Raw genomic sequence first — 24,216 nt, forward strand, 5'->3', positions numbered from 1 at the left:
AGGGGCATTTTGTGAGCCTCCTCACAGCGACCGCTCCTGCGGGGTCTCACTTCAACGCTGATCCCCCAGGAGTCTTCGTGCCTTCAGCGAAGATCAACTAGTTTTAAATATCAATTTAAAAATAAAAAACCCGTCCCTAAAAAAGGGACGAGTTGTTATTAACACGTGGTTCCACCCTACTTCACACTTATCTATTAATAGGATAAATGTCTTTGTAGCAAGATAACGGTCTTGTACCGTCAGCCCATTTCCTGGCTGATGTTCAAAGGCGGTAAGCATTCCATTCGTGTTAGGAAGGTTCCAGCCTTGCCTTCCCTCTCTTTGAACCGTAAAAGAATACCCTTGTCCTTATCATAACATTTCTATGAATAGCTTTAACCATAGTATGTAGGTATTATAGATTTTTGTTACAGGAAAATCAAGGGTTCTTTATATTTTTTTATTGGCAAGGGAGAAATACGCTTGTTTTGCCCTGTAAAACTCATCAATTGGGCAAAGAACGAGCCTTTCTTCGAAAATATTTTGTATGGTTCTTATTAATGGCTGTTCGATTTCGTCAGAATATAGATAGATGGTCTCAGGAGCAATCGAAAGCAGCGGAGCAATTGTTACCGAATCCACATAAACAGGATGATTTGAAATCAGCTTGCGATCGATCAATCGTGTAAGCTCTGCGCGCTTGAACTCATTAAACAACTCATCAAAGAAAAAGACACCATCATCCATGATTAAATGGATTACATTCCATTTCGCTTGACGATTATGCAGAAATTCTCTTAATGTCTGAACAAACATTTGGTATTCTTGTTCCATTTTATATTCATCTATCGATATTTCTACGTATTTAGCCAATTGCTCCATTAAAGGGCGCATACGGAATTTCACAAAAGAATCAAATGAAAAAGAAATATTGCCATGAAGCATTTCCTTAACGGCTGTCTTGACATTATTTTCAACATCAGCATCTTTCAAAAAGGATTTTAGATCCTCCCTGTGGCCTTCGAGAATAGAATGAATAATTTCGAGTATTTGCTGCTGTTCTTCACGGTCCTCGTAATAATACTGCTCCTGCAAAATTCTTCGGAACCAGTCATCGCGTTTACCCTTAATAATAAACTGACAAAAAACTTCTTTTACAAGCTTTACATGCTCTTTTTGATTAGAATTAATTTTAACTATATGTTGATCTTCAAAATGAAGAATATTATTTTCAGATATTCCTGAAGATGAAAAATAGGGCTGCAAATATTGGAAAAGACCTTTTGCATCTTCATGATTTTGGAAAGTGATTTCGATCAACCATATCCCCCCTTTTTACGGCCTTTGTTATAAATGTATATGGGGGAATAGGACAAAATAGACTTGGCCAAATACGAAAAAAGGAGCTAAGCAGCTCCTTTAAATATTATTTATTTTCTTCTGTTCGGACCTTCTACCAAAACAGGTTCAGCCAAATAGCGAATTCTTTCCATAATGCGTCTTGCCTTCATTTTTTCTTCCTCACCTCGCTGGCTGTGCGCCAAATGGTGTTCAAGCTCATGAAAATCAAAATTTGAACTAAAAAAGGTTGGAAGACTTTCAAGCATCCTGAACTGGAGAATCGGTCCCAAAACCTCATCCCTTGTCCAGCTGGACATCGTCTCGGCACCTATATCATCAAACATTAATACCGGGACCTTTTTGATTGTTTCAATCTTCTCATTCAGCGTTGAATCCCCAATCGAGCTTTTTAACTCCCGGTAAAGCTCCGGTACATAAACAATCATGGACGGAACCTTTTTCTCTGCCAGTTCATTAGCAACAGCACCAAGCAAATAGGATTTTCCAACACCAAATTTCCCATAAAAGTAAATACCTTTTTGGCTTGAGCCTGGAGTATAGTTCATCACAAAAGCTGCAGCCTTTTGCATAGCATCTATTCTTGTATCATCTTGATATAAAGTATCAAAGGATGCTCTAAGAATATCCTTTGGAACATACAGACTTTGGATCAATTTTTCATTTTTCCTCTTTTCGTCATCAATCATTTTTCTTGGGCATTTATCATAATTCAAGTCAATGTTGCCTCTTTGGATGACAAGCTTTGGATGATATCCCTTCATGAAATTGATGCAGCCGTCAAGGCTTGGGCACTTATTGCATTCCTTGCTCAGATTGGCATATTCAAATAGCTTCATAATGCTTTTGTCAATCATCTCCGAAGTCAATTCATCTTCATGGCTTTTCAAAAAAGCTTTAACATCCGGGTGATTGAGTGTTTGATTCCTCTGCTGTTCATATCTTTTTCTAAAATCATCCCTGCCAGCTAAGCGCTTTAATGTATCATTAATATTCTCCATTAATCTGAAACTCCCTTAGAACGCAATTTTTTCAATGTTTCTTCGAATTCCCTCTTTTTCAGCTCTAGATCTTCGCTGCTATCTTTTTTATTCTTCGGACTATCCTGTGTATCAGACTCATCAAACCAATCAGGAAGCATTTCTGTACGGATGGGCTTCTTCTTTTTCCCAGAGCCTGATGTTTTCTTGTTATTCGCCCATTCCATATATTGCCTGTGCTCATTTTGCGCAAGCAGCATGGCGTCTTTTGCTGTATTTATCTTTTTTCTCGCCCAATGGCTCGCGATTTTTTCCACATAGGCCTTTGTCAGTTTCATGTCCGTTTTTAATAGACAATAGTGAATAAGTACATTGATAACTCCAGGCAAAAGTTTTTGCTGGAACATAACGTCTTCAATGATCTGCAGATCGGACCTTGAAGGTTCTGCCCCTCCTGAAATATCCTTTAAAAATTGACGGGGAGATGTCACTTCTAAATACCGTAAAAACTCTTCTTCTTTTGACTCGGGCTCTTTTTTTTGCGTTTGCATTGGCAACGGCTGTGTACGGTCTACAAGAGCTGGAAGGCGATCGTGATTTTGAAATTGATACCAATCTCTTGCTGACTTTCTTAGTTCTTCTACATCTATTTCGTTTTCTGAGTTGATTGCACTGATAACAATATTTTTCATCTGAATGGCATCAATGCCATATAAAAAGGCAAGATTGCTGATCGCCTGTTTTACTCTTGTGTTAAGGGCCTTTTTAGGGACAAGGGATTCATTCAATCCCGCCTCCAATAAGGTGAAGTTAAATAGGCCGCCGCTAATTTGAATTCCGTCCTGTTCATGCCTGCCGATAAAGACACCCTCACCATCTGGCTGGCTGATTTTTTCCGCATCTGAATCATACGGCAGGGAATCAAACTCACTTGACATAAATACATCGTGAAAGGACTTTGTAATTTCACTGAAATCCTTTCTTGAATCAATATTTTCCTCAGAAAAAAAGCGCTTGAGCCGAGAATACTGGCTCTTTCCAATTTTTCGGTATAAATAAATATTTAATAAGCCGTCGAGAAAAAATTGTTCAGGGGTTAAAGGTGGAATAAGCTCATAAATAAAGGAACGGGATTGTTCATCTTTTTTTTCATAAACCTTTAGAAGACCTATTGCTTCAAGTTTAATCCGCGCCTGATAAATATCATTTAATCCTAAATCCATAAAATTCATTAAGCTGTGATGAGAATGTGATGACGACCAGAGCCTATTTTCCTCCAGTTCAGACCATAAAGTCATATACAAGCTTAAACATGTAGTACCGATTAAGGGCTGATACAAAAACACCAAAACTTTCCGGTCATAGTCATGTAATAGGCCATCTGATGCTACTTCATATTGATCTACAGGAAGCAAAACCTGCCAATGCTGGACCATTGCCATCAAACCTTTCATGTTAGAAAAGCTCGGAGCGCCTTGGTCAGGCGCTGAGCTGGACAAGTCTTTAAGTGTAAGATTTATACTTAAAAAAGAGCTAAAGAAAACTTATCCTCAGCCCGAAATTTGCCAATTTACTTTTCTTTTTTTATGAGTTCCTTTAGCTCGTCGATAAATACATTAATATCCTTAAATTGCCTGTAAACGGAAGCAAACCTTACGTACGCCACTTCATCTATTTCAGCAAGCCTGTCCATGACCATTTCTCCAATGTCTTCGCTTTTTATTTCGGAAATACCATTGCTGCGCAATTCCTTTTCGACACTAGAGGTGACATCCTCGAGCTGTTTTAATGCAACCGGACGTTTTTCGCATGCTTTAATAAGCCCGCGCAATATTTTATCGCGGCTAAATTCTTCTCTTGTCCCCTCTTTTTTTACAACAATCAGAGGGATTTCTTCTACCTTTTCAAAAGTGGTAAAACGATATCCGCAGGTTTCGCATTCTCTTCTCCGGCGGATGGACCTATATTCATCAACAGGACGGGAATCCAAAACTCTTGTATTATTATTTTGGCATGAAGGACATTTCATTCAATCAGCTCCGCATTCCATTCGTTCATTTTATTATCTTTATTGTACTATCTTTTAGAAAAAATCCCAAGAAATATAAAAGAGGTGTATTAAAAAATACACCTCTGAAAAATTCATTCATTATTTAAAGTATGTTTGCTTGCGGCTGTTTTACTTGAATAGGACCTAATCCACGAGGAATTTCAATATTCTCTCTTGTATCCGCACCCAAAGCTTCTGCAATATAATTCGCAGCAATGTTTGGATCAAGGTCACCGCACGTATAAACATCAATGCTTGCATAACCATGCTCTGGAAAGCTGTGAATCGTTAAATGTGATTCAGAAATAATCACAACACCGCTCACACCCTGAGGTGCAAATTTGTGAAAAGCAACCTCGCGAATTTCCGCACCAGACTTTAATGCTGCTTCTACAAACGTTCTTTCAATAAAATCCATATCGTTTAATTTTTCGAAATCGCATCCCCAAAGCTCGGAGATCACGTGACGACCCATTGTTTCCATATTCATTTCCCCCTTTATTTAATAATGAAATTCCAGACTTACTAAAGGCCAATAACTACCACGGGGGAAAGTTAGTCCAAAGAGGTCCTAACCCTTTAAGTAGCTGATTTAACCAAAATTCAAGAAGTTCACGAGGACTAGTATACTTTGTTTATTTTCTTTTTGCAATAACTTTAAAAAAATAATTAAGTTTATTCGTTCCAGGGAAGGAAGGGGGCCCTGCCCTTGTCTTATTCTTAATCAATCAGTATGAACTATTCACTAAAAAGGAAATAGGCCTGCTGTAAAAACAGCAAGCCTATTAGAGCTGAATAGAAATTAGTTAGCTACTTTTACTTTAGAAGATTGAAAAAGCTCCTGTGCCACATATTTGGTCAGATCAACTACACGGCATGAGTAGCCCCACTCGTTGTCATACCACGCTAATACTTTCACTTTATTTGTTCCAATCACCATTGTTGATAGTCCGTCAACAATAGCTGAATGGGAATTTGTGTTAAAGTCAATTGAAACTAATGGTTCATCAGTAATATCTAAAATCCCATTTAAAGCCCCGTTTGCTTCCTTAGCAAAAGCCTCATTGACTTGTTCTGCCGTTACATCACATTTAAGATCCACTACTAAGTCCACAAGCGAAACATTCGGTGTCGGTACACGCAAAGCCATGCCATGAAGCTTGCCCTTTAAATGCGGAAGCACCAATGACAAAGCTTTAGCCGCTCCAGTTGAAGTAGGAATGATGGATTGTGCGCAGGCGCGGGCACGGCGTAAATCCTTATGAGGATTATCGATATTTTTCTGGTCATTTGTATAAGCATGAACGGTAGTCATAAGTCCATTTTCAATGCCAAATTGCTCATCTAGAACCTTAGCTACAGGAGCAAGGCAGTTTGTTGTACATGACGCATTGGAAATAACATCGTGTTCATTAATTTTTAAGGCGCTTTCATTTACACCCATAACAATAGTTACATCTTCATTTTTGCCAGGTGCAGTCAAAATAACCTTTTTTGCGCCAGCTTCTAAATGAAGAGCAGCCTTATCTCTTGAGTTGAATTTTCCAGTAGCTTCAATAACAATATCAATATTTAATTCTTTCCATGGAAGCTCCTGCGGGTTGCGGTTGCTTAATAGCTGAACCTTTTTGCCGTTTACGACAATCGCATTTTCCTCAGCAGTAACTTTTGCATCAAAACGTCCATGATTGGTGTCATATTTAATTAAGTGTGCCAATGTTTCTGCAGGATAGCTTGCATTTATGGCAACCACATCAAGTTTATCATCAAGAATGGCTTTTCTAAACACCATTCGTCCAATTCTTCCAAATCCATTAATCGCAATTTTCGCTTTCATCAAGTTACGGCCCCTTCCGCATAAGTGTTATACTCTTTAATCTGTAATATTGCTATTAGTATAACATATTAACAATGATTTGTGATGCATAATTTGCGGAAATTAATATTTTTTTACTATAAGGATATATTATTAAATAAAAAGAAAGGGATTAGACTAACAGTAGTCCAATCCCTTTCCTATTATAGCGCATTCCACTTTTGCAGAATATCAAATAACTGTTTTTTGGTTTCTTCGACGGCTCCATTATTATTAATGACACCATCTGCTAGCTGAATTTTATCCTTTAATGGCATTTGCGAATGAATTCTTGCCAAAGCCTCTTCTTTCGATAGCTGATTTCTATCCATCAGCCTTTTTATTTGAGTTTCTTCATCAACATAGACAAGTAAAACCTTTTCGACCATATAGGTCAACTTACTCTCAAATAAAAGAGGAATGTCCATTATGATTAAGTGTTGCCCGTTTTCTATAGCTTTTTCCTTTTTCTCCAGCATTCTTTTGCGGACAGCAGGATGGACAATGCTGTTAAGCACTTTGCGCTGCTGTTCGTCATGAAAAATGATAGCTCCTAATTTTGCTCGATCAATCGCATCGTTTTCAAGAAGAACTTGCTTTCCAAAGTGTTCAACGATTTTGTTATAGGCTTCTTCACCTTTTTCGACTGCTAAACGGGATTCAATATCTGCATCAATGACTGTAATTCCTTTTTCTTTCAGGATGGAAGCAACCGTGCTCTTACCGCTGGCAATCCCTCCTGTTAAACCAACAACAATGGACATAACAAATTCCTTTCATGGGTTTTGTTTAACGTACACGTTGATTTCCGCTCCGGGCACTTCGCTTTCCGCGGGCGGTCCGGGAGCCTCCTCGTCGCTACGCTCCTGCGGGGTCTCCCCTGGACGCGCTTCTCCCGCAGGAGTCTTCGTGCCCTCCGCTCCAATCAACTAGTTTTAGTAAACTTACCCTATAAAAATTAAATTTTCCATATCCCTATCACGATCAGCAGGATGCCGGGTACGAAGGAGAATCTTTGCACCCAGCTGCTGTGTGAGAAGATGGAGCCGATTTTCATGCCTAAAAATACAAACAGGGAACTCATGAGAGCGACTGACACAGCCAAATAGACAGGGGAGTACCCCAGCATGGATGCCCCTATGCCGGCTCCAAAGGCATCCAGCGAAAGGGCAAGCCCGAGAATTATGGCTTCAATGCCAGTGATTGTCCCCGATTTATCAAAATCCGCTGACATAGGCTTTTGTAAAATATTAATCACAAGCCCCAAGGATTTAATTTCAAAATTGACAATGATCTTTTCGTGCGGAAGACTGTCCTTAGTTTTTTCTGGCCGAAAAAATTGATATAACACCCAGCCTCCAAGACCAATAAGAATGATTCCCCCTAGCCTCTCTGCTAATGATGGGGATAAAAACTGTATTAAAAGATGGCCGATTGTCATCGCGGTCATCAATGCAACAGCAGAACAGCAGGCGATTATGCCAATCGATTTCATCGGTATGTGCATTTTTCTTAAACCATAGGTCAACCCGACACTAAAGCTGTCAAGACTTACTGCAAAGGCTAGAATGAGAAGTGAGAAAATGTGCATCATTGAATCGTTCTCCTCCCTGACAATCGCTAAGATAGTATATGGAGGAGACTTATCCAGTGTTAAATTCTATGCACTTTTTAACTTACCCGTCGATTTCGCTAGAATCATCTGATTCCTATTCCTGTATTCATTTTGGCTGACAACTCGGACAGAAAACGGTGCTTCTTCCGCCAACGGTTATTCCTTCGAGTGCGGTTCCGCAGACCCTGCAGCTCTCTCCCTTCCTGCCGTAAACAAAGAGCTCAAGCTGGAACATCCCGATTTGCCCCTGCGTATTTACGTAAGAACGAACGGTGCTCCCACCCTTGGACACCGCTTCAGAAAGAGTATCCTTAATTGCCTGGTGGAGCACACCTACTTCCTTTTCGGACAATTCATCAGCCGGCCGTTCAGGATGAATTCGTGCACGGAATAAGGATTCGTCCGCATAAATATTTCCAATGCCGACAATCACCCTTTGATCAAGCAAAGCCGCTTTTATTGATCTTTTTGTTTTCTTCAGCCTTTCTGCCAGTCCTCTCTTAGTAAAATCCGCTGACAAAGGCTCTGGTCCCAATTGCAATAAGGGGAGGCAATCAAATTCGTCTCCTTTTAGAAATAAATGCATGGTGCCAAATTTCCTTACATCTTTATAGCGCAGCTCAGTCCCGTCTGTAAAATGAAAAATGACATGAGTATGTTTTTCAATTGGGTCGCTTTCCTGGAAAAGTCCATACCGCCCTTCCATTCTTAAATGGGAAACGAGCGCGAAATCTTTTGTATATAAAATAAGAAACTTTCCTCTCCGGCTTGTGTGTGTAAAGGTTTGGCCAGCAAGTGCATCTATAAATTGTTCTGGTTCCTCTGGCTTTTTGATCATTTTAGGCCAGGAAACCGTCACATGTTCAATTGTTTTGCCGATAATTAAATTATCTAAAGTTCTGCGTATCGTTTCCACTTCAGGAAGCTCTGGCATAAAATCATCTCCTATTTTGCATCAAACCATGTTGGGCCGTAAGAATAATCGACCTTTAAAGGCACTTTCAGTTCAATGGCATGTTCCATTACATCTGGAACAATTTCTTTCAGCTTTTCAATTTCATCTTTCGGCGCTTCGAAAATTAATTCATCATGTACTTGAAGTAAAAGGCGCGTTTTCAGCTTTTCCTTCTTAAGCCTGTCTGCCATATCAATCATGGCTTTTTTAATTATATCTGCAGCGCTTCCTTGAATGGGCGTATTCATCGCCGTTCTTTCAGCAAAGCTGCGCAGATTAAAATTCCGGTTTGTAATTTCAGGCAGATATCGTCTGCGGTGCAAAAGGGTTGATACATAGCCCTTTTCCTTTGCATCTAGAACAATATCTTCCATATACTGCTTTACGCCCGGATAACTTTCTAAATATTTCTCTATAAATCTTCCGGCTTCCTTCCGGGATATCCCTAAGCTTTGGGATAGGCCGAAATCGCTGATTCCATATACGATGCCAAAGTTAACTGCCTTTGCATGGCGGCGCATATTGGCGGTTACCTCATCCCTGCTGGCATGAAAAACCTCCATGGCGGTTTTCGTGTGAATATCCATCCCTTCTCTAAAGGCGTCAATCAGTTTCTCATCTCCAGCAATATGCGCAAGAACCCTTAATTCAATCTGGGAATAGTCAGCAGCAAATATAACCCAGTCTTTTTCAGAAGGAATAAATGCCTGTCTAATCTTTCTTCCTTCTTCAAGCCGAATCGGAATATTTTGCAAGTTGGGTTCTGTAGAGCTTAAACGTCCTGTCTGAGTTAAAGCCTGATTGAAAATGGTATGTACCTTGCCGTTTTCCTTATTGACAACCTTTAATAACCCCTCTATATAGGTCGATTGAAGTTTTCCAAGCTGGCGGTAATTTAAAATTTCTCTGATGATTTCATGATCTTTTTCCAGCTTTTCAAGTACATCAGCAGACGTGGAATAGCCTGTTTTTGTTTTCTTAATCACTGGAAGCCCCAATTTTTCAAATAAAATAACACCCAGCTGCTTCGGAGAATTAATATTAAATTTCTCTCCTGAAAGCGTGTGAATGCGGGTTTCAATGGCTGAAAGCTTCGACAATAGGTCTTCTCCCATCGACTGCAAACGATCAAGGTCAACCTTTATTCCCGCTGACTCCATATCCGCAAGAATAAGTGATAGTGGCATTTCCAAATCATAAAATAATTCAGATTGCTGATTATCCTTAAGCTCTTTATCAAGTTTTTCCTGTAATGAAAGAAGGGTTGCTGCTTTTCTAGAAAGGTGTTCTGCCAGAATTTTATCTTCCGGAATCCTTCGCTTAACCCCTTTCCCATAGAAAGCTTCATCCGACTGGACGTTTGTAAACCCGTGACTTTTGCCTACAGATGCAACGTCTTCAATTGTTACCGACGGGTTAATGAGATAGGAAGCAATAAGCACATCGAATACTGCTCCTGCTAAGTGAATCCCATGATGCCTTAGTGAGACCTCGGATCTTTTCCCATCATAAACAATCTTTTCCTTTGTTTCGTCTTCCGCCCACTGTTTGAATACTGGAGAGGCAAGGGCTTTTTCCGTAGCTAGAAAGAAATTCCCTTTTTCATTTGCCACCGAAAAGCCAACAATGTCTGCGTAGTGGTAGTTGGAATCTAATATTTCAACATAGAAGGCATTTTTATCAGCAAAAATATCCTCTGAGATCTCTTCAACAATAATATATTCAATTTCGTCTAAATCTTCCTCAAGGCTTGCCTCATCGCCCGCTACTTTATCAAGCAATGAATTGAAGCCCAGCTCCTTATATAGACTGATAACCTTTTCTTTCTCATACCCCGGATATTCAATGCGGTCAAGGGAAATATCAACTGGTGCTTCGCGCATAATCGTTGCCAATTCTTTACTCATCAGCGCTTGATCCTTAAATTCCTCCAGCTTTTCCTTAAGCTTCTTCCCGCTTACTTTATCAATTGACTCAAGGAGATCCTCAAGGCTGCCGAATTCCTTCAGCAATTTTAAGGCTGTTTTTTCCCCCACACCAGGAACGCCTGGAATATTATCTGAACTATCTCCCATTAAACCTTTCATATCTATGATTCTTTCTGGTGTAATTCCGTATTTTTCTAAAATATGTGCAGGTGTATATTCTTCTGTATCGGTGATGCCTTTTTTTGTGATGGAAACTGTCGTTTTTTCCGAGCTTAATTGTGTTAAGTCCTTATCACCTGAAATGACTTTTACTTCAAAGTCTTCACCTTCAGCCAATAGGGAAAGTGTGCCGATAATATCGTCTGCTTCAAAGTTTTCCAGCTCGTATTGCGCAATTCCGTATGCCTTCAGCAGCTCACGGATAAAAGGAAATTGTTCTGATAGTTCTGGAGGTGTTTTTTGTCTTCCACCCTTATATTCCGTAAATGTCTTGTGACGAAAGGTTGTTTTACCTGCATCGAAAGCAACAAGTATGTGGGTGGGCTTCTCCTCTTCAAGAATTTTCGTCAGCATCATCGTAAAACCGTAAACAGCATTTGTATGTATTCCCTTATCATTATTTAATAGCGGCAAGGCAAAAAACGCCCTGTAAGCAATACTGTTGCCGTCAATTAAAACGAGTTTCTTATCCAAGAAAATCCTCCTCTGCCAAAGTGTCCATAAAAAAAACCGTTATTTTCTTTCTTTATTTTACCATGGGCAAACAAAGAAAGAAAAATAACGGTTCTTTTTTATTCAGTTTTCGTATATCCCATCAGCAGGCGGGCATATGGTGAATCCGATGGCAATACGATGACTGTTTCGCCATTGATTGTCTTTTTATAGGATTCTAAGGTTCTGAACAAGGAGTAGAAGCTAGGATCTTTGGAGAAAGCTTCATTATAGATCTTTGCTGCGCCAGCCTCTCCTTCCGCTCTGATGGTTTCAGCATCGGCCTGTGCCTTCGCGAGAAGCTCCCTTACCTCTTTATCCGTTTCAGCAATAATACGGTTCTTATCGGCGTCCCCTTTTGACAAGTACTCCTGTGCTTTGGTTTCACGTTCAGAAATCATTCTTGTATAGACAGACTGTTCGTTTTCTCCAGGCAGGTCACTCCGTTTCATACGAACATCTGTGACAACAACACCATATTTATCCTTGCTTAATAGTTCGTTGACCTTTTCCGTGATTCGATCATTTAATGATCCGCGGGATGACTTTTCATCATTAATGATCTCATCATAATTCAGCTGGCCAAGCTCTGTACGTGTGACAGAATAAATGAATTCTTCCATTCTCGATTCTGCCCCCTGCAAGGTTCTTGCATTGGAAATCATATCTTTAGGATTTTCTATACGCCAAACAGCATAGTTATCGATAATGATGCGCTTTTTATCCTTTGTATTGATCTCAGCTTCTGACACATCATAGGTCAGCTGATATTTCGGCAGTGTAGACACACTTTGGATAAACGGAATTTTATAGTTTAAGCCGGGCTCACTCTCAATTCTTACTACTTCACCGAATTGACGAATGACTTTATATTCCCCTTCTTTAACAACAAAGAGATTGCTAAGTAAAATTCCGAGAACAACAATGAGGATTACAAAGAATATTCCTGTTTTGATATATTTACGCCATTGCATATTACCGTTTGGCCGTTCATTCATGTTAATTACGTTTTCGTCACTCATTGTTTATTTTCACTCCCTTCCTCTTTTACTGGCTGTTCTTTTTCCAGCGGGCGAATCGGGAAGTATTTCAGTGTATTACCTTCGTCATTCATAATGTAAATTTCTGCACCGGGCAGCACTTGTTCAAGCGTTTCTAAAACCAGGCGTTCCCTCGTAATATCAGGGCTTTTCTTGTATTCCTCATAAAGCTGGTTAAACACGGCAATATCCCCGCGGGCACGCTCCAAACGGGCTGCCTTTTCACCTTGTGCTTTTGAGATTAGGGCATCTTTTTCACCCTGTGCCTCGTTCATTCTCTTATTCACATATTTATTTGCTTCATTTCTTTTCGTGCTGGCTGTTTCACGGGCATCGGTTACATTTGTAAAAGCTTTGCGGACTTCCTCATTTGGAAGTTCGACATCCTGAAGCTTCACAGCTAAAATAGAAATTCCGATATCATACTTGTCGACTAAATTGCTTAACAGCTCTCGGACATTAGCCTCGATATCAGCTTTTCCAGAAGTTAAAGCATCATCAATTTTAGAGCTTCCAATTATACTTCTTAATGAAGCTGAGGTCGCATCATAGAGAATTTCCTCGGGATTTTCTGCATTATAGAGATATTTTTCAGGGTTAGTTATTTTCCATTGAACAACAAGATCTGCAAGAACGATATTTTCATCCCCGGTAATCATTTTTGTCTCTTCCGGAAATTCCTTCATTTTCCCTTCCTTTTCCTCGTAGCCAAATTGAAGGCTAAATGTTTCCTTTGAAACCTTTTCCACACTTTGAATCGGCCATGGCAGTTTAAAATGCAAGCCTGGTTCAGTGATGCCCTCTTCCACCTTGCCAAACGTCACGATGACTGCCTGATCGGATTCATCAACTGTATACCACGTCGTAAGTGCTGTTATACCTAACACAATAATGAGCAGCACAAGTCCAGTTACGGTATATATTCTCTTTAGGCTGACCAAAACTTCTCCCCCTTTTTGCTGTTTTCATCTTCCTTTAATACGGATGATTCACTTGAAAAGTTTCAAGTTCTTAGGGGAATCTTTTGTTCAGTTCAACAATGAAGGTAGTGCCCTGTCCTTCTTCGCTCTTGACCGTAATTTTACCCTTATGTGCATCAACAAGGTGCTTTACAATGGCCAGTCCCAGTCCTGTCCCGCCTGAATTTCGGCTTCGTGCTTTATCAATTCGATAAAATCTTTCAAAAATACGGTGAATTTCATCTTTATTTATGCCAATTCCAGTATCTGTGAAATTAATAGTAACATTTACGTCTGTTTCTTTTAATGAAATAGAAATGTTGCCGCCGTTTTGAGTATAAGTAATGGCATTTGAAATAAGATTTAAAAATACCTGTTTTAAGCGGTTTGGATCTCCCTCAACCATTACAGAATCAGATTTGCTTTCAAAGGTCATATTGATTCCCTTTTCATCTGCATCCTTTTGGACAATCTTCATAACTTCCTTAATAGAGGCCGGGATATTCACTTCTTGAATATCGAGACTAAATCCCTGTTTTTCTATTTTTGATAAGTCCAGCAGATCCTGTGTCAATGTCTGAAGACGGTCGCTTTCCTTTAAAATAATATTCAAAAAGGCTATTAATGCGTCTTTGTCATTCATTGCACCGTCCAGCAGGGTTTCTGAAAAGCCCTTTATGGATGTAATCGGAGTTTTTAATTCATGGGAAACATTTGCAACGAAGTCCTTTCTTACCTGTTCCAGCCTTTTAATATCGGTAATGTCATGAACAACAAGGAGAACGCCTTTCCACACATCATTCGTGCCAATAATCGGTACGCCATACACCTCGAAATGCCTTCGGCCGATATTGAAAGGAAGAACAATTTCCTTTTTCACCTTTTTCTCAGTCATAAAGATATGTTCAATTAAGCGAATAATTTCCTTATGCTCAATCACTTTATAATAGAGCTTATTTAAATATTCAACTGGATCCAGCTGAAAAAATTCTTTGTATGCTTTGTTGAGTACTTGTATGTATCCTTTGCTGTCAATCAGGATTAAACCGCTGCCCATATTTTCGATTAGCGTAGACATCCTGTCCTGCTGCATTTCTTGAGCCTTTTGCAGATCCCGGAGATTTCTGGCCAGAACATTTATAGCAGCGTTTAACATACCCGTTTCCTCAACAGGTTCCTCAAGTGTCTGAAGACGGTAATTCCCCTTTGCCAGTTCGATGGCTTTTTTCGTTGCTAATTCAATTGGTTTTGTATAATGAGCTGTAATCCTCCAGCCTAATAAAAGGATAAAAATAAAAGAGATAGACAAAAGAGATATTAATAGCCACCAAATCTGCCTATATGCATCGTTGATTTCTTCCATTTTAGTACTAAGGAAAACATACCCTTCCTTTATGCCATCCTGATAAATCGGCCGCCAATAATAATGAAGATTTTGATCTCCGCTGATTTCCAGGCTTGTCCCTCCAGAACTTCTTTCGATTAATTCTTCTAAGGTTTTTTTATGTGCTGCATTAGCACTGGCAGCATGAATGCTGTCATAAATCAGCATACCGGATGAATCCACAACAGTCACCCTGACATCAAGCATTTCGCTGTAATATTTGACCTGATCTTTGTTTATACTTTTTACTCCGCCCCCATTTTCAATGGATCCAGCTAATAACTCACTTTCCTTTTTTAATCGCTCATCGAAAGAATGGATGTAATAGTCTTTAAACAATTCTCCCAGCAGAAGCCCCAGGCAAACAAGAGCGATGAGGACGAGTGATACCAGTGTGATTAAGATTCTTTTTCTAAAGCCTTTCATTCACCCTTTGGCTCCTCTAGCTTATATCCTAATCCGCGTATTGTCTTAATATAGCTAGGCTTCTTCGTGTTTGTCTCTATTTTCTCTCTCAAACGGCTGATATGGACATCAACAATTCTGGTATCTCCGGCAAAATCATAGTTCCAGACAGCACTTAATAGATGGTCTCTCGATAAGGCACGGCTTTTATTTTTAGCTAAGTATAAAAGCAGTTCAAATTCCTTTGGCGTTAATTCCAGCTGTTCACCTTCAAAATAGGCTTCATAATAATCAGGAATGATTTTTAATGCCGCAATTTGAATGACATCTGATGCATCATCATTTGTTTCCATAGGCTGTACATTTTGAGGCAGTGTTCTGCGTAAAATAGCCTTTACTCTGGCAACCACTTCTCTCGGACTGAAAGGCTTTGTCATATAATCATCCGCACCTAGCTCTAAACCAAGAATTTTATCAAGTTCGTCATCCTTAGCTGTAAGCATTAGTATAGGAATCATAACCTTTGCTTGTCTAAGCTGTTTACAAACTTCTATACCATCTAACTTTGGCAGCATGAGATCAAGGATGATTAAATCAGGATTCTCTGACAATGCAAGCTCCTTGCCCGCCTCTCCGTCTAAGGCGGTAATAACTTCATAGCCAGCCTGCTGAAGATTATATTTTAGTAAAGTAACAATCGACTGTTCATCATCAACGACAAGAATTTTATTTTCTGCTGTGCTATCCATTACACTTCCCCCTATTGATATACTTGATTTCATTATAGTATATACCCGAGATAAAAAGTGCACATAAAAAAAGATATGCCCATAAGCATATCTTTTTTATAATACAACGAGTATATTTCTTAACATGGCATATATAGCAAAGGATTAAAAGTTCTCCAATGCATCTCCATCCATTGGCTGCATGCGGTGCGGAGGACATACAAGCAATGTTCCGGTGATCACCGTTTCATCCTCTTCATTTGTAGCCTGAACTTTAATTTGAATCGTGTGGCTGCTGCTGTTCACTTCCGTTACTTCAAATAAAAATTGTACAGTCGAATAATGGCAAACAGGCTTTATATACTCTATTTCTTGCTTAAGAATATGACTTCCTGGCCCTGGAAGGTACTTTGAAATAGCCGAATTAATGATTCCATTTAGCATAATGCTTGGCACAATCGGCTTTTTATATGGTGTTTGGGATGCATAATCATGCTGAATATAAAGCGGATTCGCATCATTGGTCAAACCGAGGTATAGAAGCAGATCTTTATCTTCAATTTTCTCTGTTAAAGTCAGCTTTTCTCCAACCGTTATTTCCTCAATTTGTCTTCCTAGTTTTCGCTTTTTTCCTAGTAACATTGCGGGCACCTCCAAAGTATGTAAGCGATTTCAACCCTAAGTAAATATAGACAATTCAGTCTTTTTATATTATATCACTTTTATACTTCCCAAAAAAAGATATATTAACAAAAAATTCGGGAAAGGGTTTCCCGAATTACTTATTATGATAATAATGCCATTACACTGCGTACAGATTCAGCTGATTTATCTAATGCCGCCTTTTCATCTGCTGTTAACTCAAGTTCTATTACCTTTTCAATTCCATTGCCTCCGAGAATAACAGGAACTCCCAAGTAAATGCCTTCATAGCCATATTCACCTTCAAGGTAAGCAATAGCCGGAAGAACTCTTCGCTGGTCTTTCAGAATCGCTTCACACATTTCAACTAAGGCAGCTGCTGGAGCATAATAGGCACTTCCGTTTCCTAAAAGGTTTACAATCTCACCGCCGCCTTTTCGTGTACGTTCCACAATCGCTTCAAGGCGCTCCTTTGGAATTAAAGTTTCTAGCGGTATTCCGCCTGCATAGGAATAGCGGACCAGTGGCACCATATCATCCCCATGTCCGCCAAGCACAAATCCGGTTATATCTTTAACAGACAGATTTAATTCCTGTGCAACAAAAGTCCGGAAGCGGGCAGTATCAAGGACACCTGATTGGCCGATAACACGGTTTTTGGGGAATCCAGATTCTTTAAATACTGTATATGTCATGGCATCCACAGGGTTTGTCAAAACAACAATCAATGCATTAGGAGAGTGTTTTTCCACTTCCTGTGCAACGCTTTTCATAATTTTTTGGTTGGTCTGTACCAAATCATCACGGCTCATTCCAGGTTTGCGGGCAATGCCGGCTGTAATAACAACGATATCAGAGTTCTTTGTGTCTTCGTAATCTGCTGTGCCTGTAATGTTTGCGTCAAATCCTTGAACCGGGCTAGCTTCAAGCATATCCAAGGCTTTGCCTTTTGTTGGATTCTCCATTTGCGGAATATCAACAAGGATAACATCCCCAAGCTCTTTTTGGGCTAAAAGGAAGGCAGTTGTTGCACCAGTAAACCCGCTGCCAATGACTGAAATCTTTTTACGTGCTAATGACATTATCAGTTCCTCCTTTGACTCAAAGAAAGTTAAAACTCAATATAGAACGAGGCTGGTCTTTTAAAAAGATCAGCCTCAGTTTCTATAGGATTACTCCATATTTTTGATAAGTTCGTCACCAAACTCAGAGCATTTAACTTCTGTTGCACCATCCATTAGACGGGCGAAGTCATAAGTAACAACTTTTGATGCGATTGTGTTTTCTACTGACTTAACAATCATATCAGCAGCTTCTTTCCAGCCTAGATGCTCAAGCATTAGCACTCCGGAAAGAATAACAGATGAAGGGTTAACTTTATCTAAGCCAGCATATTTTGGAGCAGTTCCGTGTGTTGCTTCAAAAATAGCATGTCCAGTTACATAGTTAATATTTGCTCCAGGAGCAATACCGATACCGCCAACCTGAGCAGCAAGCGCATCAGAAATATAGTCACCATTAAGATTCATTGTTGCTACAACGTCAAACTCTTTTGGACGAGTAAGAATTTGCTGTAAGAAGATATCAGCAATAGCATCTTTAACAATGACTTTTCCAGCTGCTTCAGCATCAGCCTGTGCTTTATTTGCAGCGTCAATTCCTTGCTCATCTTTAATGCGATCATATTGAGCCCATGTAAATACTTTATCGCCATATTCTCTTTCAGCAAGCTCATAACCCCAGTTTTTAAATGCACCTTCAGTAAACTTCATGATGTTGCCTTTGTGTACAAGAGTAAGAGACTTTCGGCCTTCCTTGATTGCATACTCAATTGCAGCACGCACTAAACGGCTTGTACCTTCTTCAGAAACTGGCTTCACCCCGATGCCTGATGTTTCAGGGAAGCGAATTTTCTTAACGCCTAGCTCATCTTGAAGGAAAGAAATTAATTTTTTAGCCTCATCAGAGCCCTTTTGATATTCAATACCAGCATAAATATCCTCTGTGTTCTCACGGAAAATGACCATATCAGTGTCCTGAGGACGTTTTACAGGAGATGGCACTCCTTCGAACCAGCGGACTGGACGCAAGCAGACAAATAAATCTAGTTCTTGGCGCAGTGCAACGTTTAATGAACGGATTCCTCCGCCGATTGGTGTTGTAAGAGGGCCTTTGATTGCAATTAGATATTCATTAATAACATCTAAGGTTTCAGAAGGAAGCCATTCACCAGTTTGATTAAAGGCTTTTTCTCCAGCAAGAACTTCTTTCCAGACAATTTTGCGTTCACCTTTATATGCCTTTTCTACGGCAGCATCCAATACTCTGGAAGCAGATGCCCAAATATCAGGACCAGTTCCGTCACCTTCGATAAATGGAACAATTGGATTGTTTGGAACGTTTAAAACTCCATTTGTAACTGTGATTTTTTCACCTTGCATGTTTTTTCCCTCCATTTTTTAATCCCCTGGCAAAAGCCATTTTTGTATGTATATGGGGTGACAAAGTTTATATCAGAATCAAAGGTTAGAAGGCACATGCCCCTAACCTTTTTCCGCAATCTTTATAACAGCAATTTTTAAGTAAAATTACTGTTTTAAATATGATCAATATAAAGGGATCGGTTATTATCCTCTTTGCTCAACTGGTACATATTTCTGCATGCCAGGGCCTGTGTATTCTGCACGCGGACGGATTAAGCGATTGTTTTCATACTGTTCTAAAATATGTGCAAGCCATCCGGAAACACGGCTGACAGCGAAAATAGGTGTGAATAGATCATGATCAATTCCTAAGCTATGATAAACAGATGCTGAATAAAAATCAACATTTGGCGGAAGTTTTTTCTCGCCTGTTACAATGTTTTCAATCTTAGTGGACATATCATACCAATGAGGCTCTCCAGTAAGCTCAGTAAGCTTCTTGGACATTTCACGCAAGTGCTTTGCACGAGGGTCACCTTTTCTGTATACACGATGTCCAAAGCCCATAATTTTTTCTTTATTATCAAGCTTTTCGCGGATGTAAGGCTCAACATTTTCAAGTGTGCTAATTTCAGTCAGCATTTTCATTACCGCTTCATTAGCCCCTCCGTGTAATGGTCCCTTTAAAGCGCCGATTGCAGACGTGATACCGGAATAAACATCGGATAGTGTTGCCACACATACACGTGCAGTAAATGTAGATGCATTTAGCTCATGATCTGCATGAAGAACAAGTGCCTTGTTAAATGCTTCAATTGCAATAGCTTCCGGCTCCTTGCCAGATAGCATATATAGGAAGTTTGCAGCAAATCCAAGATCTTTTCTTGGGGCCACTGGTTCTAAACCTTTTCTAATTCTTGCAAAAGAAGTAACAAGTGTTGGGAGTTTTGCCTGCAGGCGAATCGCTTTTCTATAGTTGGCTGCAGGTTCCATAACATCAGCTTCTTCATCATACAAACCTAATAAAGATACAGCTGTGCGAAGCGCTGCCATTGGATGTACTTTATCAATCGGGTACATTTTGAAATGATCTAAAACCTCTTTTGGCAGGTCAGCACTTTCTGCTAATTGACTCTTTAATTCATCAAGTTCAGATTGTGTTGGAAGCTTTCTATGCCAAAGAAGATAAATAACTTCCTCAAAACTTGCATTAACAGCTAAATCATCAATATTATACCCAACATACGTTAATGTATCATCGATGATTGAACTGATTGATGAAGTTGTTGCTACTACCCCTTCAAGACCGCGTGTTGCTGTCATCATGAATCTCTCCTTTTCATTATAAATATTCAATTTCCCCATACCCATTTGTCTGTAATTAGTTTGGCTGGCAAATATACCGATTTTTCAGAAAAATCAATGATTTAACCAAAGGTTTTATATGTACATCCCCTGCCGCAGACTTAAATCAAGTTGATTAAAAATGCAACCTTTTGTACAAAACATATTTTTTTGCAAAAAGTGATCATTTAATCGAGCGTTTGCTCAACAATCATGCAAAAAAAAGAAAACACAATAATATATCTAGTTTAAAAATATTTCAATAGAATTAATAATTTTTTTGGATACTATGTTATCTGACGGTTGCATTTACAAGTCCTATTATAAACAATTATCAGACTTTTGTGAACGATATACGCGGAAAATGTGAAAAAAATAATATTTTCCCAGAAAAGATTTTGCTATTTTCCGCAAGCATTCATTTTTCTAGCAGATGTGTAAAATAAAAACACAATTTATTTGATATGATAACTCACCTATTCGGCGATGATACTATTCTACCATAGCTTTACAAATATTAAAAATACAAAGCTCATTATTTTTATATTATTTCTTTTATTTTTTCTGTTTTTTTAGGGCTCTTTTAAATTTGACCGTTGATTTCCGTTCCAGGTGCTTCGCTTTCCGGGGGGCGTTTTGCGAGCCTCCTCGGAACTACCGTTCCTGCGGGGTCTCCCTTCAACGCTGATCCCCCAGGAGTCTACGCACCTTCCACTCCAATCAACTAAGCGCTAAAATCAACATTAAGCTTTAACACAGCCTTTTTCTAAATATTTCGAGTGAAACTTTTCATTTTATCTCTTCGTAATACTTCTTAACAGGAAATTGGATGAAGTTCTTACGGTAAAATGGTAAAATATTCATCAAAGTCCTAAATGGTAAGGAGGCAGGGTGTTGAATCATGTTTATGTGTACAGGACTTTAAGGTTTTTCCTAGTTATTGGAGTATTTCTGCTTCTTCTTTTCGGTTTTTATTTCATTGCTAAGTTAGCCTATCCATTTTTAATCGGGATTATCATTGCCTTTTTAATTAATCCGCTTGTCAATTTCCTTGCGAAAAAAGGCAAAATGCCAAGAGCCTTAGCTGTGTTAATAAGTTTGGTTTTAATAATTGGCATTTTCGCCGGATTAATTACCTTACTGATCGCCGAAATTGTTTCGGGTGCCGATTACCTTGCAAAAGTCGTTCCAAAACATTTAGAAACTTTAATCGACTATGCAGAACAGTTTGTTGCTGCGCAGCTCATTCCAATGTACAACCAGCTGACAAGTATGTTTAACAGTCTGGATACAGGACAGCAGGATACAATCTTATCAAATATTGAGACAGCGGGTAAACAAATCGGGTCTACAATTGGGTCTTTCATTCAGAATTTCTTTGGAAAAATCCCGAATATTATCTCCTGGTTCCCGAATGCTGCTACAGTGCTTATTTTTTCTTTATTAGCAACATTTTTTATCAGCAAGGATTGGTACCGATTATCCGATATGGCCAACAATCTCTTGCCAACACGGGCAAAATCCAGCGGGAAGACCGTCTTTGCAGATTTAAGAAAGGCTTTACTAGGATTTATCAAAGCTCAAGCAACATTAATTTCTATTACGACAGTCATTATCTTAATTGGGCTTCTTGTACTTCGGATTGATTATGCTATAACCATTGCATTAATCACTGGAATTGTCGATGTGCTTCCATACCTTGGCACAGGACTGATCTTTGTTCCTTGGATCATTTATGAAGCAATAGCAGGACAAATGGGCATGGCAATTGGCCTAGGTATTTTGTATATTATTGTATTAGTCCAGCGGCAGGTTATGGAGCCAAAAATCCTTTCATCCAATATAGGAATGGACCCGCTCGCTACATTAGTCGCTTTGTTTGTCGGGTTTAAGCTAATCGGTTTCTTAGGACTTATTCTTGGACCTGTCATTCTAGTGATTATAACAACCTTACATAAGGCAAATGTGTTCCGGGACATTTGGGCTTATATAAAGGGCAAAGAAAATCCTTCATAAAAAAAAGGCTGCTCAATGAGCAGCCTTTTTTTTTGGTAGCTGTTGAATTTTAGTTCCAGGCTTTGACGGACATTAGGCCTTAAAGAACGCTCGCGTGTCCGTTGTAAATAACACCCCGGTTGGCATCTACTGTAATTTCCTGGCCATCTTTAAACAAGGTCAGAGCATTTTCAACTCCTACAATGACAGGGATTCCAACGTTGAGTCCCACAACTGCCGCATGGCTTGTCAGACCGCCCTCTACAGTAATTAATGCACTGCATTTTTCTATTGCTGGCATCATATCCCGATCCGTTCCAATCGTTACTAAAATGGATCCTTTTGTCACCTTGGCAAGTGCTTCCTCAGCATTGCGTGCGACAACCGTCTTACCAAAAGCAGACTTTCTGCCAATTCCTTGTGCTTTAGCAAGAACATCACCAACAACATGGATTTTCATTAAATTCGTTGTTCCAGTTTCCCCAACTGGAACACCAGCCGTAATTACAACGATATCTCCAGAGGACACAATACCGCCGTTTAAACTTTCCTCTACAGCCGTGTCAAGCATTTCGTCGGTTGTGTTCGCCTTTTTGCCGATTTGCGAATAGACTCCCCAAACTAATGAAAGCCGGCGGCAAACATAGTCATTCGATGTAACAGCCACAATTGGAGCTTTTGGCTTGTACTTTGAAATCATTCTCGCTGTATGACCGCTTTCTGTCGGTGCAATAATGGCATCTACATCAAGATTCATTGCCGTATGGGCAACAGATTGCCCAATAGCGTCCGTCATATTATGTCCATTATCCTTGCTTCGTGTTGAAAGAATTTCCTTATGGTTAAGAGCTGACTCCGTTCTTGATGCAATATTATGCATGGTTTGCACCGCTTCGACTGGATATGATCCAGCAGCCGTTTCACCTGAAAGCATGATGGCATCTGTCCCATCAAAAATAGCATTAGCAACGTCACTCGCTTCAGCACGAGTCGGACGTGGATTGCGTTGCATGGAATCTAGCATTTGCGTAGCAGTAATTACTGGCTTGCCCTGAACATTACACTTTTTAATCAGCTCTTTTTGTACTAATGGGACTTCCTCGGCAGGAATTTCAACTCCTAAATCTCCCCTTGCAACCATTAAGCCATCTGAAACCTCAAGAATTTCATCAATATTATCGACACCCTCTTGGTTTTCAATCTTTGGAATGATGTTAATATGGTTCCCTTGATTTTTTTCAAGAAGCTCTCTGATTTCCAGAACATCCGATGCTCTGCGGACGAAAGATGCAGCAATGAAGTCAATGCCTTGTTCAATGCCAAACAAAATATCACTGGCATCTTTTTCGGTAATTCCAGGCAAATTAACTGAAACTCCAGGAACATTAACACCTTTTTTATTTTTTAATACGCCGCTGTTTAAAATTTTTGTATGAATTTCTTTCGCCTCAAGATCAACTTTCGTTACTTCAAGCCCAATTAATCCATCATCAAGTAAAATTTTTGAACCAATTTGGACATCGTGAATCAGCTCTGAATATGTAATGGAAAACTTCTCCTTAGTTCCCTCAACTTCATTCATCGAAATAATCATTTTATTACCGGCCGTTAATTCAATCGCTCCGTCTTTCATATTATGTGTACGGATTTCAGGTCCCTTTGTATCTAAAAGAATCGCTACGGTTTTCTTTGTCCTTGCCGCAGCTTCACGAATATTTTTTATACGCTGGCCATGTTCTTCAAAATTACCGTGTGAAAAATTTAATCTTGCGACGTTCATGCCGGCTTCGATAAGCTGGACTAATTTTTCCACGCTTTCACTTGCCGGACCAATGGTACAAACGATCTTTGTTTTACGCATATG

Annotated in this window: 20 protein-coding genes and 1 other annotated feature; of the genes, 1 reads left to right on the plus strand and 19 read right to left on the minus strand. The window is 39.5% G+C overall.

Annotated elements, in window-relative coordinates:
* Window positions 1–140: 140 nt before the first annotated feature.
* Window positions 141–364 (minus strand) — a binding site (T-box leader).
* A 65-nt stretch (window positions 365–429) separates the two neighbouring features.
* The 18 genes from ytxC to citZ form a co-directional block, all read right to left on the minus strand.
* Entirely contained in the window at window positions 430–1,299 is an 870-nt protein-coding gene (ytxC, locus tag AC1Q59_RS16390; protein ID WP_492366924.1) for a putative sporulation protein YtxC, read from the minus strand.
* Window positions 1,300–1,409: 110 nt separating this feature from the next.
* Window positions 1,410–2,339: a primosomal protein DnaI gene (gene dnaI, locus AC1Q59_RS16395; RefSeq protein WP_492366925.1), complete on the minus strand. Its 930-nt coding sequence runs from the start codon at window positions 2,337–2,339 to the stop codon at window positions 1,410–1,412.
* The gene (locus AC1Q59_RS16400) at window positions 2,339–3,754 is read right to left on the minus strand and encodes a replication initiation and membrane attachment family protein (protein ID WP_492367080.1); all 1,416 of its coding nucleotides are present in this window, start codon (window positions 3,752–3,754) and stop codon (window positions 2,339–2,341) included. Before AC1Q59_RS16400 ends, dnaI begins: the two co-directional genes overlap by 1 nt.
* A gap of 134 nt (window positions 3,755–3,888) precedes the next feature.
* Window positions 3,889–4,347 (minus strand): transcriptional regulator NrdR, encoded by a 459-nt coding sequence (nrdR, locus tag AC1Q59_RS16405; protein WP_492366926.1) that lies wholly within the window; start codon window positions 4,345–4,347, stop codon window positions 3,889–3,891.
* Window positions 4,348–4,471: 124 nt separating this feature from the next.
* On the minus strand, window positions 4,472–4,852 hold the full coding sequence (gene speD / locus AC1Q59_RS16410) for an adenosylmethionine decarboxylase (RefSeq protein ID WP_492366927.1): 381 nt from the start codon (window positions 4,850–4,852) through the stop codon (window positions 4,472–4,474).
* 318 nt (window positions 4,853–5,170) lie between these two features.
* Window positions 5,171–6,205 carry a glyceraldehyde-3-phosphate dehydrogenase gene (locus AC1Q59_RS16415; RefSeq protein ID WP_492366928.1) on the minus strand — a complete coding sequence of 345 codons (1,035 nt, stop codon included), beginning with the start codon at window positions 6,203–6,205 and terminating at the stop codon, window positions 5,171–5,173.
* Between the two features lie 182 nt (window positions 6,206–6,387).
* The gene (gene coaE, locus AC1Q59_RS16420; RefSeq protein WP_492366929.1) at window positions 6,388–6,987 is read right to left on the minus strand and encodes a dephospho-CoA kinase; all 600 of its coding nucleotides are present in this window, start codon (window positions 6,985–6,987) and stop codon (window positions 6,388–6,390) included.
* A 194-nt stretch (window positions 6,988–7,181) separates the two neighbouring features.
* Window positions 7,182–7,817: a sporulation membrane protein YtaF gene (ytaF, locus tag AC1Q59_RS16425; protein WP_492366930.1), complete on the minus strand. Its 636-nt coding sequence runs from the start codon at window positions 7,815–7,817 to the stop codon at window positions 7,182–7,184.
* Window positions 7,818–7,944: 127 nt separating this feature from the next.
* Entirely contained in the window at window positions 7,945–8,772 is an 828-nt protein-coding gene (mutM, locus tag AC1Q59_RS16430; protein ID WP_492366931.1) for a DNA-formamidopyrimidine glycosylase, read from the minus strand.
* Between the two features lie 11 nt (window positions 8,773–8,783).
* The gene (polA, locus tag AC1Q59_RS16435) at window positions 8,784–11,414 is read right to left on the minus strand and encodes a DNA polymerase I (RefSeq protein ID WP_492366932.1); all 2,631 of its coding nucleotides are present in this window, start codon (window positions 11,412–11,414) and stop codon (window positions 8,784–8,786) included.
* Window positions 11,415–11,512: 98 nt separating this feature from the next.
* Window positions 11,513–12,454: a protease modulator HflC gene (hflC, locus tag AC1Q59_RS16440; protein WP_492366933.1), complete on the minus strand. Its 942-nt coding sequence runs from the start codon at window positions 12,452–12,454 to the stop codon at window positions 11,513–11,515.
* The gene (hflK, locus tag AC1Q59_RS16445; RefSeq protein WP_492366934.1) at window positions 12,451–13,413 is read right to left on the minus strand and encodes an FtsH protease activity modulator HflK; all 963 of its coding nucleotides are present in this window, start codon (window positions 13,411–13,413) and stop codon (window positions 12,451–12,453) included. The genes hflC and hflK overlap by 4 nt, the downstream gene beginning before the upstream one ends.
* Before the next feature lie 70 nt (window positions 13,414–13,483).
* Entirely contained in the window at window positions 13,484–15,241 is a 1,758-nt protein-coding gene (pnpS, locus tag AC1Q59_RS16450) for a two-component system histidine kinase PnpS (protein WP_492366935.1), read from the minus strand.
* The gene (locus AC1Q59_RS16455; protein ID WP_492366936.1) at window positions 15,238–15,969 is read right to left on the minus strand and encodes a winged helix-turn-helix domain-containing protein; all 732 of its coding nucleotides are present in this window, start codon (window positions 15,967–15,969) and stop codon (window positions 15,238–15,240) included. The genes pnpS and AC1Q59_RS16455 overlap by 4 nt, the downstream gene beginning before the upstream one ends.
* A 144-nt stretch (window positions 15,970–16,113) precedes the next feature.
* Window positions 16,114–16,590 carry a MaoC/PaaZ C-terminal domain-containing protein gene (locus AC1Q59_RS16460; RefSeq protein WP_492366937.1) on the minus strand — a complete coding sequence of 159 codons (477 nt, stop codon included), beginning with the start codon at window positions 16,588–16,590 and terminating at the stop codon, window positions 16,114–16,116.
* 143 nt (window positions 16,591–16,733) lie between these two features.
* Window positions 16,734–17,672, minus strand: coding sequence for a malate dehydrogenase (mdh, locus tag AC1Q59_RS16465; RefSeq protein ID WP_492366938.1), 939 nt, complete (start codon window positions 17,670–17,672; stop codon window positions 16,734–16,736).
* Between the two features lie 90 nt (window positions 17,673–17,762).
* Window positions 17,763–19,031, minus strand: coding sequence for an NADP-dependent isocitrate dehydrogenase (icd, locus tag AC1Q59_RS16470; protein WP_492366939.1), 1,269 nt, complete (start codon window positions 19,029–19,031; stop codon window positions 17,763–17,765).
* 186 nt (window positions 19,032–19,217) lie between these two features.
* Entirely contained in the window at window positions 19,218–20,336 is a 1,119-nt protein-coding gene (gene citZ / locus AC1Q59_RS16475; RefSeq protein WP_492367081.1) for a citrate synthase, read from the minus strand.
* 915 nt (window positions 20,337–21,251) lie between these two features.
* Here citZ and ytvI point away from each other — a divergent pair.
* A complete protein-coding gene (gene ytvI / locus AC1Q59_RS16480; protein WP_492366940.1) occupies window positions 21,252–22,373 on the plus strand; it encodes a sporulation integral membrane protein YtvI in 1,122 nt (373 codons plus the stop codon).
* A 79-nt stretch (window positions 22,374–22,452) separates the two neighbouring features.
* Here the strand turns inward: ytvI and pyk are convergent, their stop codons facing one another.
* Window positions 22,453–24,213 (minus strand): pyruvate kinase, encoded by a 1,761-nt coding sequence (pyk, locus tag AC1Q59_RS16485; protein ID WP_492366941.1) that lies wholly within the window; start codon window positions 24,211–24,213, stop codon window positions 22,453–22,455.
* Window positions 24,214–24,216: the final 3 nt, after the last annotated feature.

The organism is Cytobacillus sp. MT66 (assembly GCF_058792595.1).